Below are 16,291 nucleotides of genomic sequence, written 5' to 3' on the forward strand. Positions count from 1 at the left end.
GGCGAAGGTGAGGATCAGGGCGGCGTGGTCGACGGACATGACGCCGGTGTTCACGGCGTCGGCGATGTCGGGGAAGTTCTTCAACCCGCGAGCGAGGGCGACGATCTTGTTCGCTTTGCTCGGGGTGAGGAGGGTGGTGGAGGTCAGCCACCCTGCGGGGCCGGGGAAGCCGAGCTTCTCCCGGCTGACGCGGGTGTCGATGTCGGCGACGAGGGCGATCCGCCGGGCCTCCAACAGTTGGATCTTGTGGGAGACATCAGCAGCGTCGGCGAGGAGTTCTGCCTCGCTCAGTTGCCAGATCTCCGTCGTCATGGACCAAGTATATCGAACAAGTGTTCGACTGGCAACCATAGTGTAATCGAAAACTATTGCTGTGCATAAGGATTCGCGAGCCGGAACCTGTCGGTGGTACATGCTAAGAGGGATGACCTACTGCACGAGGGACCCCTGGTGATACAGAATCGTCCACTCCCCTGCCCGTCGCTGCCAGAGTGTCGCTCGCCGGGTGCGTCTGTCCATCTGCAGCAGCGAGTACGTCAACAGGTACGTGTCCGAGGCGATCTCACGGACCTCGAATTCACTGGCTTCCCAGTCGATATCGCGGTCGCCGAACGGGTCCTCCCGATAGCGCTTCTCGAGAACGGCCCACACCTCGTCACGGTCGTATCGGGTACCGGACGCGCCGACCCCCCAGAAATCGACATCGGTCAGACGATCGAAGTCGTCACGCGTGATGCCGTACTCACGGCGGTGAAATATGGGTTCACGCCGTTCGAGCTCTGCGAGCACGGATCGCACGTCGACCACCGGTCTGCCTGCGGCAGCGTCAGCCGATGGTTCCGAGCGAAGCCAGTGTCTTGACCACGGCGCGCGCGGCCTCGGCACCCTTGGTTTCGAGGTGCGCGGTGAAGAAGGCGTTGTGATCGGCGTGTTCGTGGAAGTGATGAGGAGTCAGAACCACCGAGAACACGGGGACGTCGGTGTCGAGCTGCACCCGCATCAGCCCGTCGATCACCGCCGTTTCGACGAAGTCGTGTCGGTAGATTCCGCCGTCCACGACGAGCGCTGCGGCGACGATCGCCGCATACTTTCCGGTTCTGGCGAGCCGCTGCGCGTGCAGCGGGATCTCGAATGCTCCGGGCACCTCGAAGACGTCGACCGCGGTGTCGGCATGGCCCAACTGCTCGAGTTCGGCGGAGAAACCCACCCGCGCACGATCGACGATGTCCAGGTGCCAGGCGGCATGGACGAAGGCAATGGATCCGGCGAGTGGAGTGGTCATGGATGCGATGCTAGCGGTATCGCTCGTCGAGCAAGTCGAGTGTTGCGCCATCGAATTCGCCGGAGAAATACTTCTGCAACACTTCGACGAAAACGGACTGTCCCTTGGTAGCTTCGGCGAAAAGCGTCATGGACGAGTGCAGCTTCAGATTGTCCGGGTAACCGAAGATCTCGTCGACCGTACTGCCCTCGATCGCAAGAGTGAGCTGCGCGGCTTTCTTCAGGCGTGGCCCGAGAACTTCGTGGGACAGGTACAGCTCGGCCTCGGTCAGGTCTGCGATGCCGAAGTGCTGAGCGGTGGCACTGCGGCCCAGGCCGGCCAACTGCGGAAACACGAACCACATCCAGTGCGTCTGCTTCCGGCCTGCCTTCAACTCCTTGACCACGACGTTCCAGACGGGATCCTGGGCGTCGACGAAGCGTTGCAGGTCGTATTCGGTCATACCGACAACTTAGCGACACAGGAGTGGAGCCCGCGGAATGACCCGATGGCAGGAGTGGAGCCCGCGGAATGACCCGATGGCAGGAGTGGAGCCCGCGGAATGCCCCGATGGCAGGAGTGGAGCCTGCGGAACGACTCGGACGGGTGGGAGTGGAGCCTGCGGAACGACCCGATGGCAAGAGTGGAGCCTGCGGAACGACCCGGTCAGGTGAATCCGCGGAGCAGGGTGTCGACCGTGGCGTCGAGCAGGTCATCGGCAGGCATGCCGTCGAGGAGGTCGCCGGCGGCGAGCACGGCGAGTCCGTGGACGCTCGCGAACGCGACGCGGGCGAGGACGGCAGGCGATGCTTCGGTGATGACTCCCGCGTCCATCGCAGCGTGCAGCAAGGATTCCGTCGCCGCCATGCTTTCGTGCGCAACGTCTTTGAGTTGTTCGCTGGCCTCGGGGTGATGCTTGGTGCTGTACATGACGTCCAAGAGCTGCGGGTGTTCGACGGCAAAACCCAGGTAGGCGCGGGCGACACCACGAAACTTGGCCAGCAGCTCTCCCGGACCGGTGGCCGCGTCGACCATTCGCCGATTCATTTCCTGAAAGCCGTGCAGCGCCAACGCATCCAGCAGTGCTTGCTTGTCGCGGAAGTGGCGCGCGGGGGCTGCGTGACTGACACCCACGTCTCGGGCCAACTGCCGCAGCGACAGCGCATCCACGCCGTCGCGGGCGATGCTCTGCTCGGCCTCCTCCAGGAGCACCGCGCGCAGATCACCGTGGTGGTAGCGCTCCGTTGCCATGGACTCACCCTAGGCGATGTTGGCGTTGACAACAATGATGACAGTGCCTACATTTGCTCGCATGACATCCACAGCACTCATCACCGGGGCGAGCTCCGGCCTCGGCGAGGAATTCGCACATCGCTTTGCCGCACGCGGCGAGAACGTCGTCCTCGTGGCACGACGGGCGGACCGACTCGAGACACTTGCCCGCCGCATCGAAGCAGACCATGGCGTCACCGCGACCGCCGTCGCCATGGACCTGGGCGTGCCGGGCATCGGCGAGTCACTACGAAAGGCGTTGGCCGACAAAGGGGTAACACCCACCACGCTGGTCAACAATGCAGGATTCGGGACCCACGGGCGCTTTCGCGACGAGGATCCGGCGCGGGTGGCGTCGGAAATCGCATTGAACGTCAGCGCGCTGGTGGATCTGACACATGCGTTTCTGCCGAATCTGACCGGCGCGTTGATCAACATCGCGAGTACCGCTGCGTATCAGCCCACTCCGAACATGGCGGTATACGGGGCGACGAAGGCGTTCGTACTGAACTTCACCGAGGCGCTCGCCTACGAGTACCGCACGTCACCGCTGAAGATCCTCGCTCTCTCCCCCGGCCCGACGCGCACCGAGTTCTTCGACGTCGTCGGATCCGAGGATGCCGCAGTGGGCAACTTCCAGACCTCCGAGCAGGTGGTCTCGACGGCCATGCGCGCCTTGGACTCTCGCCGTACCCCTGCCAGCGTCGTGTCCGGTCTGTCCAACAAGATCAGCGCCGGCAGTGTGCGTCTCGCGCCACGCTCGTTGGCCGCATTGATCAGCGGTCGCCTACTGAAGGCCTGACCTCTAACCCCGCGTTCGACGCGAATCGATTACCCCCGTGTCGAATCCGGCCAAATGCAGTCCGCCGTGGAAGCGGGCGTGTTCGATCTTGAGGCACCGGTCCATGACGACGTTCAGTCCCGCCGCCTCGGCGTCGTGGGCCACCTGCTCGTGCCACAACCCGAGCTGCAACCAGATCGTCTTCGCCTGCGCGGCAATGGTTTCGCTCAACACCTCCGGGAGATCGTCGTACTTGCGAAAGACGTCGACCAGGTCCGGACTCTTCGGTAGATCCGCGAGAGTCGGATAGACGGTCGTTCCTTCGATGTCCGAGACCGTCGGATTGACGAGAAATATTTCGTAGTTGCTTGTCGAGGACAGATACCGATTGACGAAATAGCTTGCTCGCGAAGGGTTCTTGGACGCACCGACGATCGCGACGGTTTTCGTCTCACGCATGATCCGCTGACGGTCCTGAGCGGAGGGTCCCTGCCAGGTTCGTTCGCTCATGACCGCGCCTTCCCGGTTGCCAGCGTCAAGGCCTGATCGAGATCCCACAGCAGGTCCTCACCGTCTTCGAGGCCGACACTGATCCGAATGAGTTCGGGCCCCACCCCCGCGCCGGCCAGTTGATCATCGCTGAGCTGTCGGTGGGTGGTGCTGGCCGGATGGATGACCAGGGTACGTACGTCGCCGATGTTCGCGACGTGGCTGGCCACCTGGACGCTCTCGACAAACGTACGGCCGGCGTCCCGACCACCTTCGATGCCGAATGCGAACACCGCGCCCGGACCCGAGGGCAGATATTTCGCGGCGCGATCGTGGTGCGAATGACTCTGCAGTCCAGCCCATCTCACGTACTCGATGCGTGGGTCCGCCTCGAGCCACTCGGCGACGACGCGCGCATTGGCCAGGTGCGCGTCCATGCGCTGCGGCAACGTCTCGACGCCCTGGATCAGCGTGAAGGCAGAGTGCGGAGCCAGTGCTGCACCGATGTCGCGCAGTTGCTCACTGCGCAGTTTGGTGAGAAATCCGTACTCCCCGAAGTTGCCCCACCACGACAGGCCGCCGTACGAGGCCACCGGCTCGGTCATCTGCGGGAACTTGCCTCGGCCCCAATCGAATCGACCGGATTCCACCACGACGCCGCCGAGCGTGGAGCCGTGACCGCCGAGGAACTTCGTTGCCGAGTGGATGACGATGTCGACTCCGAACTCGATCGGCCGGCTCAGCCACGGTGTTGCCATCGTCGCGTCGACCACCAGCGGGATCCCATGATCGTGCGCGACCGCGGCGAGACCCTCGAGATCGGCGATCTCACCGGAGGGGTTTCCGATGACCTCCGCGTAGATCAACTTGGTCGAATCTGTTACCGCCGCCGCATAATCGGCCGGGTCCGTGCCGGGAACGAAGGTGGTCTCGACGCCGAAGCGCCGCAGTGTCACGTCGAGTTGCGTCACGGTTCCGCCGTAGAGTCCGGCTGCCGCGACGATGTGATCACCGGTGCCGGCCAGCGCGGCGAACACCGCGAACTCGGCCGCGAGCCCGCTGGCGAACGCGACCGCCCCGATGCCGCCTTCGAGGCTCGCGATGCGCTCCTCGAAGGCGGCGACCGTCGGGTTACCGATGCGGCTGTAGACGTTGCCGTACTTCTGCAGAGCGAACAGATCCCCTGCGTCAGCAGAATCCTCGAACACGTAGCTCGCCGTTTGATAGATCGGCACCGCACGCGAACCGGTTGCCGAGTCGGGCCGCGCGCCGGCGTGAATTGCTCTGGTACGCAGGCCGAATGTTCGCTCGCTCATGACGTCAGGCCGTTTCGAGGACGGTGTGGATCGGCGTGGGGTTACGCGTGAGATCCAGTACCGGGCAGTGATCGTCCACGGCCTGCTGCAATTCCTCGTACCGCTCACGGGTCTCGGGCCCGGCGACCGTCACGACGACGCGCACCTCACCGAATCCCGGCCGCACGTCGTCGTCGAAACCGAAGAAGCCACGTACGTCGAGGTCGCCCTCGGCCTTCGCCTTGATGTCGTCGACGACGATACCGAGCTTCTCGGCCCAGACGCGGTAGGTGACCACCTGGCAGGACAGCAGCGACGCGAGGTAGTACTCCACGGGATTGGCGGCCGTGTTCTCTCCGCCGAGGGCCGGCGGCTCGTCGACCTCGACGCTGAACTTGCCGAGTGTGACGGTGCTGGCGACGGCATCGTGCGCGGTGACGGAGGCACGGAATACAGCGTGAGCGTTCTTCGCGTCCGCGCGTACTGCGTCGTCGGTGGCAGCGATGACGCCACCGAGATGGGAGACAGATGTGGTCATGAGTGATCCTGTTCGTCGAAAAAGGTTGCCGGAACGACCCGAGGAGCGTGTGGAGCTCGTCGGGGCTGGGTTCGATCGACAGTTACGAACAGGAAGAAGTGCAGACCAGGCACAGATCGATGGTGCGACGACGTACGAGCCTTCTGCCCGCGTCGGTCACATGTGTCTCGGTCACGGTGCCGACAATAGCCTAAGAGAACTGGTCTGCGCCGACGTCGGTTTCGTCGTCGGTGATCGCGGCGACGATCCGTGCTGCCACTGACTCCGGCGTCAGGCCCTGCGGTAGTTTCGGTGCCTGCCCGGCGATCGGCCGCGTCGCCAGCCCCGTCTCGGTGTGCGGAGGGCGCACGTCGACGATACGGATCTTCGACTTCCGTGCCTCTGTGCGAACACTTTTCAGCAGCGCACTCGCCGCGGCCTTGCTCGCCGAGTAGGCACCCATGTTGGGCATCGGCTTGTCTGCGACCACCGCACTGATGTTGAGCACGAATCCACCCTGATCCAGAGTGGTCAGCGCTTCACGCATGATGCGCAGCGGTGCCAGGTAGTTGAGCAGCAGCAGCTCGTCGACGGTGTCGTCGTCGACCTCGGTGACCGGACCGAACGCCACCACACCGGCCGCGATCACGATCCCGTCGAGACCGCCGTGGTGTTCGACGGCCTCCGCGACTACCGATCGAGCCGAATCCGGCAGCGTCAGATCGGCATTGACCGCGTGCTGCTCCGAGGACTCGAGGCTGCGTCCGCTGACGGTCAGCCGCGCGCCGGCCTGGGCGAGTTGCTCGACGATCGGGCCGCCGAGTCCGCCACTGGCACCGAATACGAGAATGCGTGCGCCGTCGAGGTTCATGACTCGAAGCTAGCGCGTTTCTCCCGACCCGCGCTCACAACGCGGAGTCAGCCGAGGAGCTTCTTCTGCACCTTGCCCATCGCATTGCGCGGCAGCGAGTCGACGACGCGAATCTCCCGGGGCCGCTTGTGGATCGACAATTCGGTGGCCACCAGGTCGATGAGCACTCGGTCCTCGACCTCGGTACCGACGACGAACGCCACGATGCGTTGACCCAGATCGTCGTCCGGCAGGCCGACGACGGCCACCTCGTCCACGCTCGGGTGCCCCAGCAGCACGGTCTCGATCTCCCCCGCGCCGACGCGATAGCCGCCGGACTTGATCAGGTCGGTCGAGGCTCGCCCGACGATGCGGTGGAACCCGTCGGGCTCGATGAGCGCGACGTCTCCGGTGTCGAACCACCCGTCCTCGGTGTAGGTCTTCGCCGTCGCCTCGGGGTTGTTCAGGTAGCCGTCGAACAGCATGGGGCAGCGGATCTGCAATGCGCCGATGGATTCGCCGTCGTGCGGCAGGATGTCGCCCTTCTCGCCCAGCAGTCGGGTTTCGACGCCTGCGACGGGCAGTCCCACCGATCCCGGTCGACGTTCACCGTCGGCGCGGGTGCTGATGGTGATGAGGGTTTCGCTCATGCCGTACCGCTCGATCGGAGCCTGACCGGTGAACTCACGCAGCTTCTCGAACACCGGAACCGGGAGCGGCGCACTGCCGGACACCAATAGTCGGGCGTGGGCCAGGGCGCGGGCGGACGTCTCATCCGCGGCGACGCGCGACCATACGGTCGGCACCCCGAAATACAGAGAACCCCGCGCTGCCGCATAGAGCTCGGGAGTCGGTTTGCCGGTGTGGATCAGCGGGCTGCCGACTCGCAGTGGGCCGAGCAACCCGAGAATCAGTCCGTGCACGTGAAACAGCGGGAGACCGTGCACCAGAGTGTCTTTCCACGTCCAGTTCCAGGCCTGCGCCAACGCGTCGAGCCCGGCCGCGATGGCGCTGCGAGAAATCAGCACACCTTTCGGTGGGCCTGTGGTGCCGGAGGTGTAGAGCACGAACGCGATCGACGACGGCTGCGGCTCGGGGTAGCTGTGCCACGACCGTGCGTGCTGACGCACCGGCAGAACCGTCAGACCCGCGGTGTCCGGCGGCGCTTCGCCGAGCCACGCCTGCGCACCCGAATCACGGAGGATGTGCTCACGTTCGGCCGAGCCTGCATCCGGTGGGACGGGAACAACGGTGACGCCGGCAATCAACGCACCGATGACGGCGAGCACCGTTTTCACCGACGGCGTCGCGTGGATGGCGAGCCGATCTGCCCGGCCGATGCGCTCGGCTACGGAAGTCGCCGCTCCCAGGATGTCGGCACGAGAGAGCGAGATGCCGTCGATGGTGACGGCGTCGGGAATATCGTCTCCCCGCGCAACGGCGAGTGGGTTCAGTGAACGAAGCAGCACATGGCTACCGTACAGACATGGACGTGGACGGAATCGACACCGGCGACTACGCCGAGTACATGACGGTCGCCGCCGGTGACCTGCAGGCGGGTGTCTATCTGATCGGAACCGACGCCGAACAGGACGTCGATTCCGAAGACGACCTCGACCTGGATCTCGAGGACGAGGACTCCGACGACGAGGACATCGACCTCGCGCACGTCAGTGACGGAGCGCCGCGACTGGTCTACTCGGTGCAGTCCGACGATTTCTGGACGCGAGTGGAGTTGGCCGACCTCCGAGCTACTCAGCTCTACGAGGAGGCGCACGCGCGCAACCCCGAGGTCAACGCCGAACCGAAGCGGTTCACCACCGTCGAAGCCTTCGGCAGCAACGAATTGGTCTACATCCTGCGCATCAGGCGCGGCGGATGGGACGTCGGCGAGCCGGACCTCGACTGACGGTCCACCGCAACTAGGCCGAAGACGCCACCGTTCCGATTCCGAGGGCGACGAGGAATCCAGCGCTGATGCGGTCCAGCCAGTCGGTCACGGCCGGTTTACGCAGCAGCGTCACAGCGCGTGAGGCGAGAACGGAGAACACTCCCATCACCACGGCAGCGACAACCACCTCGACCAGCCCGAGCGTCATGGCACCGGTGAACGTGACCACAGTGAGGAACTGCGGCACCACCGCTAGGTAGAACAGTCCGACCTTCGGGTTGAGCGCGCACGAGAGAACTCCGGCACCGAACGCCGACCATGCGGATGCCGCCACCGGGACCAACGGCTCGCCTGCCACCTTGTTCTTCCGGCGGGCTCGAAAAGCCTTCACGCCCAGATACAGCAGGTACAACCCACCCAGAACTTTGACGACGCGGTATGCCGTCGCGGATTGCTCGACGATCGCCGCCAACCCGACGGCGACCAGCACGGCCCAGAACAGTCCGCCGATCGCGACACCCATCGCCGCAGCGACGCCTGGCTTGAGGCCGCCGATGCTGTAGCGGAGCACCAGAAACGAATCCGGCCCGGGCAGAATCGCCAGCAGAAAGCACACACCGGCGAAGCTGAGCAGCAGGCTGAGGGTCATGGGTACATGAGAACACCCGATCCGACCAGGGGCCAACTGAGCTCAGTGTCCACTATTCGTATCGAGAACCGGGATCCCGTCGATCGGGCCGAATAGTGGACACTCAGCGCACCTCGAGCTCACACGCTTCAGCGGCGTCAGCGGGGCCGAAGCCAACTGAGGTGAGTGTCCACAATTCGAGTCGAGCGACGGGATCCCGATCGCCAGGCTCAATAGTGGACACTCAGCGCACTACAACACTCAGCGCACCAGGAAGCTCGGCTAACCGCGCAGGCGGGCCGCCGCAGCCTCGATACGTTCGTCCGTGGCCGTGAGTGCGATGCGGACGTGTTTGCCACCGTTCGGTCCGTAGAACTCTCCCGGTGCGGCGAGGATCCCGCGTTCGGCGAGCCAGTCGACGGTGTCGCGGCATGGCTCGTCGCGGGTGGCCCACAGGTACAACCCGGCCTCCGAGTGGTCGACGCGGAATCCGGCTGCCTCGACGGCAGACTTCAAAGTCGTTCGACGGGCGCGGTATCGCTCTCGCTGGATGTTCTCGTGCTCGTCGTCGGCCAGGGCCGCGGTCATGGCCGCCTGAATAGGGAGCGGCACCATCATCCCTGCGTGCTTGCGAACCTCGAGCAATTCGGCGATCAGGGAAGCGTCGCCGGTGACGAAACCGGCGCGGTAGCTGGCCAGATTCGAGGTCTTCGAAAGTGAATGCACTGCAAGGAGATTGGTGTGATCGCCGTCGCAGACGCGCGGGTCTAGCACCGAGACCGCTTCGGCTTCCCAGGTCAGCCCCAGGTAGCACTCGTCGGATACGACGATGGCGTCGCGCTCTCGTGCCCAATCCACGACCTTGCGAAGGTGGTCGATACCGAGCACCTTGCCGGTCGGATTGGACGGCGAGTTGACGAAGATCAGCGAGGCGCGTTCGGGGCCGAGACGATTCAGTCCGTCTGCACGAAGAATTCGTGCACCGGCGAGCAGCGCACCCACTTCGTATGTGGGATACGCCAGTTCGGGGATGACGACCAGATCATCGGCACCCAGACCCAGCAGACTCGGCAACCAGGCGATCATTTCTTTGGTGCCGATGGCAGGAAGCACCGCGTCGGTCGAGATACCGGTGATCGAGTAGCGACGTTCGAGCGACGCTACCGCGGCCTCCCGCAGCGCGGCGGTACCGACGGTCGTCGGGTAACCGGGCTCGTCGGCCACCGAGTTCAACGCAACCCGAATTACCTCGGCGACCGGGTCGACGGGCGTGCCGACGGACAGATTCACGATGCCGTCCGGGTGCGCCGACGCCTTCTCCTTGGCAGCGGTCAGCGAGTCCCACGGAAAGTCGGGCAGCGTCGCTGCCACCGCTCTGCGTGCCAAGGCGTCAGTTCTCGCCCATGGGAGGCAGAGCCTTGATGAACGGCGGGTCGTAGTCGGTCTTGCCGAGTTTCGCTGCGCCACCCGGAGATCCGAGATCGTCGAAGAAATCGACGTTGGCGCTGACGTATGCACTCCACTGCTCGGGCACGTCGTCTTCGTAGAAGATGGCCTCGACGGGGCACACGGGTTCGCAGGCTCCGCAGTCGACGCATTCGTCGGGGTGGATGTACAGCATTCGGTTACCCTCGTAGATGCAATCCACCGGGCACTCTTCGATGCACGCTTTGTCCAGTACATCTACGCACGGTTCTGCAATCGAGTAGGTCACTGCTGCTCTCCCCTCCTTGTATAGATCGTGGGCGCTCTCGCGCCCTCAGCATCCTAGTATCGCGGTCCGAACCTGGGACAATCCGACCAGGGTGACCTCACCTGCTCCGGCCTGCTATCGCCGGAGCTGCTTCGCGGGCTGGGTCACCGATGCCGACGCCGTCTTGTGGGCGGCGAGCCACTTGCGTCCCTGCTTGGCAGCGCGCGACAGCGCGCCCCGCTCACCGAGATATCCGGCGACGCCACCGACGAGCGGGATGGCTCCGAGTACCCGATAGAACCCGCGTGGATGCGGGCGCTTCTCCAACTCGCCTGCCACGTCACGCAGCACGTTGGCGATCTGCCACATTCCGCGCAGCAGTGCGAACGGGCCGGATTTCGGCGATTCTTCCTTCTTCGCAGAAGCGCTGTCAGCCAAGGACGTCAGGTCACGCTTGCACAGCACCGACCCGAGCAGCGCCACATGCGTCTCGCGGTCGGTCACTCCGGATTCGCGAGCCACGGCGACGAGCACCATCGCCTGGTTGGCGAACCCGAGCAGATCCTGGATCGGCAGACGGTTGACCAGGATGCCGAAGACGCCGGGGAAGGCGACGGCGACGGTGTTGAGAGCTCCGATGCGATTGACCCACCACTGCGAACGAGCATCACTGTCGAGCTTCTCCCAGCCGGCGGTGCCCGGGAAGTCGGTGGTGTCGAACGCCTTGGCCAGGAAGTCGATGACGTTGTCGAGGGTCGAATCGTCCGCGGAGGACTCGCGGAACGTCCGTCCTTTCAGTCCGATCGGGTCACGCGTGGCCAGGATGTCGAGCACGGGATGAATGATGGCGACGGCACTGCTCAGTACCGCGGCGACTCGACGGTCGTCCATGTCGGGCATACTCCGTTTCGGGTAAAGACCTGTAGGTCAGATCAGGCCGGCGACCGACACCGCCGGTGCCGGGCCGTACGTGGTGGTGCGCTGACGAACCGGTCGTCCGATGCCGTCGGCGATCTCGTGCAGTTCCGCGACGGTCTTCTCCGAACCGTTCTGCGAACCCGCCATGCGCGAGATCGTCTCTTCCATCAGGGTCCCGCCCAGATCGTTCGCGCCTCCGTTCAGCATCGCCTGTGTACCCGTGATTCCCAATTTCACCCATGACGTCTGAATGTTGTCGATACGGCCGTGCAGCATGATCCTGGCCAGAGCATGCACCGCACGGTTGTCCCGATTGGTCGGGCCGGGACGCGAGGCACCCGCCAGATACAGCGGCGACGACTGGTGCACGAACGGCAGCGGCACGAACTCGGTGAATCCACCGGTCTTGTCCTGGATCTTCTTGAGAACGTTCAGGTGCCCGACCCAGTGCGACGGATTGTCGACGTGGCCGTACATCATCGTCGAGCTCGATCGCAGGCCCACCTCGTGCGCGGTGGTGATCACTTCGATCCACTCGGCGGCGGGCAGCTTGCCCTTGGTGAGCACCCACCGCACCTCGTCGTCGAGAATCTCTGCGGCGGTACCCGGAATCGAGTCCAGGCCGGCGGCCCGCAGCTCGGTGAGCCACTCGCGGATCGACTGGCCGCCGCGGGAGGACCCGTTGACGATCTCCATCGGCGAGAACGCGTGCACGTGCATCGACGGCACTTTCGCCTTGACCGCACGGACCAGATCGGCGTATCCCGTCACCGGCAGTTCGGGGTCGATGCCGCCCTGCATGCACACCTCGGTGGCCCCGACGACGTGCGCTTCCCACGCACGGTCGGCGACTTCGGTGGTGGACAGCGTGAACGCGTCGGCGTCGCCCTTGCGCTGCGCGAACGCGCAGAAACGGCATCCGGTGTAGCAGATGTTGGTGAAGTTGATGTTCCGGTTCACCACGTAGGTGACGGTGTCCCCGTTGACCTGCTTACGCAGATCGTCGGCGAGCGCGGCAACGGCGTCCATGCCGGGGCCTTCGGCCGTCGCCAGTGCCAGGTACTGCTCCTCCGACAGACCGGCCGGGTCCTTCTCCGCTGCTGTCAATGCCGACACCAGGTCGCGGTCGACTCGTTCGAGACCGGCCAGATCGCGCACCTGCTCACGAATGGAATCCCAGTCGCCGAACGCGTTCGCCAGATCCGAGCGCGTCTCGGTGTTGCGGCCCTCGGTGTCGATCTCGGTGTTCAGATCCACCCGTCCCGAGGACTCCCATTCCTCGTCGGGCTCCTGCCACGGCAGACCGGTCGGGTTGACGCCCTCGCGTGCCATCCCGGTCTCCGGGTCGGCCACTGCCCGCACGTGTGCCGAGATTCGCGGGTCGATCCACGGTGCACCGGCCAACACGTACTGCGGCTGCGCGGCAGTACGTTCCACGAGCGTGTAACCGGCGGCCGCCGACAACTCGGCGAGAGTGTCGAGGTTCGGCCAGGGCCGCTCGGGATTGACGTGGTCGGGAGTCAGCGGCGAGACACCGCCCCAATCGTCGACGCCTGCGCCGAGCAACGCGGCGGTCTCCTCCGCTGCGACGAGGTTCGGCGGGGCCTGAATTCGCATCGACGGACCGACCACCATGCGCGTCACCGCGATGGTCGCCAGGAATTCTTCGAGACCGGCGTCGGGCACCGACCGCATCGCGGTATCGGACTTGGCCAGGAAGTTCTGCACGATGATCTCTTGCACATGACCGAAAGACTTGTGCACCTTACGAATTGCCATGATGGACTCGGCCCTGTCCCGCAACGTCTCACCGATACCGACGAGGATGCCCGTCGTGAAGGGAATGTTGAGCCGGCCCGCGTCGGTCAGCGTGCGCAGCCGAACCTCGGGATCCTTGTCGGGACTGCCGTAATGCGCCTGCCCCTTCTCCTCGAACAGCCGACGCGAGGTGGTCTCGAGCATCATGCCCATCGAGGGGGCCACCGGCTTGAGGCGCGAGAGTTCCTGCCAAGACATCACTCCGGGATTGAGGTGCGGCAGCAGGCCGGTCTCCTCGAGCACCCTGATCGACATCGCGCGCACGTAGTCCAGAGTCGAGTCGTAGCCGCGTGAATCGAGCCACGCCTTGGCCTCGGGCCACCGCTCCTCCGGCCTGTCGCCGAGCGTGAACAGCGCCTCCTTGCAGCCCAACTCGGCACCCTTGCGGGCGACGTCGATTATTTCGTCGGGATCCATGAACATCCCGTGCCCGGCCGCATTGAGCTTGCCCGGCACCGTGACGAACGTGCAGTAGTGGCACTTGTCGCGGCACAACCGAGTGATGGGCACGAACACCTTGCGCGAATACGACACGGTCTTCGGCCGGCCCGCCGACTCCAACCCGGCATCGCGAACCCGGGACGCCGACGCCATCAGATCCACGAGGTCGTCACCGCGAGCGTGCAGCAAGACGGTTGCCTCGTCGACGTTCAGCGACACCCCGTCGCGGGCGCGACGCAGGACGCGGCGCATGGCGGAGGCGGCTGGAGCGGTATCAGGCTGCGAAGTCACCCGTCGATCATGCGCCTTCTTGGTACGCACGTGCCACCCGCGGGTGGGCCTGCGGCCCTTGTGCGCGTTTTGCGTACCCGGAAGGGCACACAACGCGCACGACGGGGCAGCGCTAGGTTTGTACCGTGACAACGATGACAGACCCACAGTGGCAGCCTTCTCCCCGTGCGCGTCTGCTCTGGACACTGAGCGCCGGACTGCTGTGGCTACCGGTGTTCATCGCTCAGATCGTCTGGTTTTTCGTCGACTCGAACCGGACGTCCTGGCTTCATGTCACCGTCCTCGTCGTATCGGTCGTGCTGACCGCACTGCACCTCGCGATCGTGCCGCAGTGGCGTTACCGGGTGCACCGCTGGGAGATCAGCGACACCGCCGTGTACACCCGCACCGGTTGGCTCAGCCAAGAACGACGCATCGCCCCCATCTCGCGGGTGCAGACCGTCGACACCGAGCGCGGACCACTCGATCGCCTGCTCGGGTTGGCGACGGTCACTGTGACGACGGCATCGTCGGCGGGCGCGGTGAAGATCACCGCACTCGATCAGGCCGTTGCGGACGAGACCGTCACGCGACTGACCGATATCGCCGGCCGCACCGTCGGAGATGCCACATGACCGATCAGGCGGAGTTGCTGGCAGTCGAAGAGGAGCAGCCGTGGTTGCGCCTGGACAAGCGAATGTTGTTGGTGCATCCGGTGAACGAGGGCATCAAGATCCTGCCGGTACTGCTGATCTCGTTCTTCGTCGGCAGTCAGAGCGGTAATCACTACTGGAGTCTGGGCATCCTCGCGGTCGTCGTCGTGTTCGCGATTGCGCGCTGGTTCACCACCAGCTACCGGATCGGGCCGGTGCACGTACAACTGCGCACCGGCGTACTGCAGAAGAAAGTACTGTCCATTCCGCGCAACAGGATTCGGTCGGTCGACGTGGAAGCGAATGTACTGCACCGGGTGCTCGGCCTGTCCATTCTCCGCATCGGGACCGGACAGCAGGCGGGCAAAGGCGAGGCTTTCGAGCTCAACGCCCTCGACACGTCACTGGTGCCGGAGCTTCGCGGCGAACTGCTGCAGCGAGTGTCGGGCCGAACAACGCCGAGCGACGGAATGCCCGTTGCCGCAGCCGATCCCGGGGTCGAGATTGCACACTGGCAATTCTCGTGGGTGCGGTTCGCGCCGTTCTCCATCACCGGCATCGTCACCATCGCCGCGGCAGTGGGCGTGCTGTTCCAGTACGGCATCGGACAAACGTTGGCGGAGACGTCGGTGGTCTCGAACAGCGTCGAATCGGCGCAACGGTTCGGCATCGCCCTGTTCGTCGTCCTCGCACTGATTGTGCTCCTCGTGGTGTCCAGCATCTTCGCCTGCGTTCGATACCTGATCACCTACGGCAACCTGACCGTCACCGACCAGGGCCGCACGTTGCACGTCAGCCACGGGCTGCTCCGCACCCGTCAGTCGACCCTCGACCGCAAGAGACTGCGCGGCACTTCTCTGTCGCTGCCTCTACTACTGAGGTCGGTCGGCGGGGCCCGACTCGACGCCATCATGACCGGAGTGAGCGCCGAGAAGAAGGAATCGTCGCTACTGCTTCCCCAGGCTCCGCGGGCCGAGGCGCTGCGCATGATGACCACGGTGCTCGGCGATGCAGGCATGCACGGCAATGCCGACCGCCCGCTTCTGCAGCACGGACCTGCCGCGCGGCGACGCCGCTACACCCGGGCGGTTCTACCGCTGCTCGTCGTCGCGGCCGGACTGGGAATTGCGCAGTCTCTCGGCGCACCGATCCCGATCCTCGCCTGGATCGCCGTGGCCGTGCTGTTCGTGGCCGCCGTCGGACTCGCTCACGACCGCTACCGCGGCCTCGGGCACGCCGTCCTGCCCGGCTGGCTGATCACCCAGCACGGATCGCTCGACCGCACCCGGCACAGCCTCGAAGCCGGCGGCATCATCGGTTGGACGGTGCGGCAGACGTTCTTCCAACGTCGCGCCGGCGTGGGCACCGTCGTGGCAGCGACACCGGCGGGCGTCGGACGCTACGAGGTGGTCGACATACCCATCGAGAACGCGTGGGCCATGATCGACGCCGTCACACCGGGTGCCGGGGACGTCTGGCTTCGACGCAGCACGTAAAGACGCAGCACGTGAAGA

At 64.9% G+C, this 16,291-nt stretch carries 19 protein-coding genes; 4 read left to right on the forward strand and 15 right to left on the reverse strand.

Going from position 1 to position 16,291, the window contains the following annotated elements:
• The 5 genes from CH266_RS06900 to CH266_RS06920 form a co-directional block, all read right to left on the reverse strand.
• The coding region (locus CH266_RS06900; protein ID WP_141214507.1) for a DUF222 domain-containing protein at nucleotides 1-312 on the reverse strand (312 nt) is incomplete at its 3' end.
• A gap of 117 nt (nucleotides 313-429) precedes the next feature.
• The gene (locus CH266_RS06905) at nucleotides 430-798 is read right to left on the reverse strand and encodes a nuclear transport factor 2 family protein (protein WP_255175858.1); all 369 of its coding nucleotides are present in this window, start codon (nucleotides 796-798) and stop codon (nucleotides 430-432) included.
• Between the two features lie 28 nt (nucleotides 799-826).
• The gene (locus tag CH266_RS06910; protein ID WP_094622649.1) at nucleotides 827-1,282 is read right to left on the reverse strand and encodes a 6,7-dimethyl-8-ribityllumazine synthase; all 456 of its coding nucleotides are present in this window, start codon (nucleotides 1,280-1,282) and stop codon (nucleotides 827-829) included.
• A gap of 10 nt (nucleotides 1,283-1,292) precedes the next feature.
• Nucleotides 1,293-1,724 carry a DUF1810 domain-containing protein gene (locus CH266_RS06915; RefSeq protein WP_027498069.1) on the reverse strand — a complete coding sequence of 144 codons (432 nt, stop codon included), beginning with the start codon at nucleotides 1,722-1,724 and terminating at the stop codon, nucleotides 1,293-1,295.
• 203 nt (nucleotides 1,725-1,927) lie between these two features.
• Nucleotides 1,928-2,512 (reverse strand): TetR/AcrR family transcriptional regulator, encoded by a 585-nt coding sequence (locus tag CH266_RS06920; RefSeq protein WP_032369641.1) that lies wholly within the window; start codon nucleotides 2,510-2,512, stop codon nucleotides 1,928-1,930.
• A gap of 61 nt (nucleotides 2,513-2,573) precedes the next feature.
• Here CH266_RS06920 and CH266_RS06925 point away from each other — a divergent pair, with 61 nt between their 5' ends.
• Complete coding sequence (locus CH266_RS06925) at nucleotides 2,574-3,335, forward strand: SDR family NAD(P)-dependent oxidoreductase (protein WP_255175859.1); 762 nt, start codon at nucleotides 2,574-2,576, stop codon at nucleotides 3,333-3,335.
• A 3-nt stretch (nucleotides 3,336-3,338) separates the two neighbouring features.
• On the opposite strand, the gene CH266_RS06930 is transcribed toward CH266_RS06925, so the two are convergent.
• The 5 genes from CH266_RS06930 to CH266_RS06955 all read right to left on the reverse strand — a co-directional run bounded on the left by CH266_RS06930 (nucleotide 3,339) and on the right by CH266_RS06955 (nucleotide 7,934).
• A complete protein-coding gene (locus CH266_RS06930; RefSeq protein ID WP_032383857.1) occupies nucleotides 3,339-3,824 on the reverse strand; it encodes a CoA-binding protein in 486 nt (161 codons plus the stop codon).
• On the reverse strand, nucleotides 3,821-5,119 hold the full coding sequence (locus CH266_RS06935; protein ID WP_094715005.1) for an O-acetylhomoserine aminocarboxypropyltransferase/cysteine synthase family protein: 1,299 nt from the start codon (nucleotides 5,117-5,119) through the stop codon (nucleotides 3,821-3,823). The genes CH266_RS06930 and CH266_RS06935 overlap by 4 nt, the downstream gene beginning before the upstream one ends.
• A 4-nt stretch (nucleotides 5,120-5,123) precedes the next feature.
• Nucleotides 5,124-5,636 (reverse strand): OsmC family protein, encoded by a 513-nt coding sequence (locus CH266_RS06940; protein WP_094715006.1) that lies wholly within the window; start codon nucleotides 5,634-5,636, stop codon nucleotides 5,124-5,126.
• 190 nt (nucleotides 5,637-5,826) lie between these two features.
• Nucleotides 5,827-6,486 carry an SDR family NAD(P)-dependent oxidoreductase gene (locus tag CH266_RS06950; RefSeq protein WP_094715007.1) on the reverse strand — a complete coding sequence of 220 codons (660 nt, stop codon included), beginning with the start codon at nucleotides 6,484-6,486 and terminating at the stop codon, nucleotides 5,827-5,829.
• A gap of 47 nt (nucleotides 6,487-6,533) precedes the next feature.
• Nucleotides 6,534-7,934 carry an acyl-CoA synthetase gene (locus tag CH266_RS06955; RefSeq protein WP_176457030.1) on the reverse strand — a complete coding sequence of 467 codons (1,401 nt, stop codon included), beginning with the start codon at nucleotides 7,932-7,934 and terminating at the stop codon, nucleotides 6,534-6,536.
• A 17-nt stretch (nucleotides 7,935-7,951) separates the two neighbouring features.
• Between CH266_RS06955 and CH266_RS06960 the strand changes: the two genes are divergently transcribed.
• On the forward strand, nucleotides 7,952-8,374 hold the full coding sequence (locus tag CH266_RS06960) for a hypothetical protein (protein WP_027498077.1): 423 nt from the start codon (nucleotides 7,952-7,954) through the stop codon (nucleotides 8,372-8,374).
• Between the two features lie 13 nt (nucleotides 8,375-8,387).
• On the opposite strand, the gene CH266_RS06965 is transcribed toward CH266_RS06960, so the two are convergent.
• From CH266_RS06965 to CH266_RS06985, 5 genes are all read right to left on the reverse strand, one after another.
• The gene (locus tag CH266_RS06965; RefSeq protein WP_027498078.1) at nucleotides 8,388-9,005 is read right to left on the reverse strand and encodes a LysE family translocator; all 618 of its coding nucleotides are present in this window, start codon (nucleotides 9,003-9,005) and stop codon (nucleotides 8,388-8,390) included.
• Between the two features lie 261 nt (nucleotides 9,006-9,266).
• Entirely contained in the window at nucleotides 9,267-10,370 is a 1,104-nt protein-coding gene (gene dapC / locus CH266_RS06970) for a succinyldiaminopimelate transaminase (RefSeq protein WP_094715009.1), read from the reverse strand.
• Between the two features lie 4 nt (nucleotides 10,371-10,374).
• Nucleotides 10,375-10,698 carry a ferredoxin gene (fdxA, locus tag CH266_RS06975; RefSeq protein WP_027498080.1) on the reverse strand — a complete coding sequence of 108 codons (324 nt, stop codon included), beginning with the start codon at nucleotides 10,696-10,698 and terminating at the stop codon, nucleotides 10,375-10,377.
• 114 nt (nucleotides 10,699-10,812) lie between these two features.
• Entirely contained in the window at nucleotides 10,813-11,568 is a 756-nt protein-coding gene (locus CH266_RS06980) for a hypothetical protein (RefSeq protein ID WP_094715209.1), read from the reverse strand.
• 36 nt (nucleotides 11,569-11,604) lie between these two features.
• Nucleotides 11,605-14,145 carry a bifunctional FO biosynthesis protein CofGH gene (locus CH266_RS06985; protein ID WP_255175860.1) on the reverse strand — a complete coding sequence of 847 codons (2,541 nt, stop codon included), beginning with the start codon at nucleotides 14,143-14,145 and terminating at the stop codon, nucleotides 11,605-11,607.
• Between the two features lie 134 nt (nucleotides 14,146-14,279).
• Here CH266_RS06985 and CH266_RS06990 point away from each other — a divergent pair, with 134 nt between their 5' ends.
• Nucleotides 14,280-14,759, forward strand: coding sequence for a PH domain-containing protein (locus CH266_RS06990; protein ID WP_032369653.1), 480 nt, complete (start codon nucleotides 14,280-14,282; stop codon nucleotides 14,757-14,759).
• Complete coding sequence (locus CH266_RS06995; protein WP_027498084.1) at nucleotides 14,756-16,273, forward strand: PH domain-containing protein; 1,518 nt, start codon at nucleotides 14,756-14,758, stop codon at nucleotides 16,271-16,273. Before CH266_RS06990 ends, CH266_RS06995 begins: the two co-directional genes overlap by 4 nt.
• Nucleotides 16,274-16,291: the final 18 nt, after the last annotated feature.

This window comes from Rhodococcus sp. 06-1474-1B (assembly GCF_002258885.1).
Taxonomy (GTDB): Bacteria; Actinomycetota; Actinomycetes; order Mycobacteriales; family Mycobacteriaceae; genus Rhodococcoides; species Rhodococcoides fascians.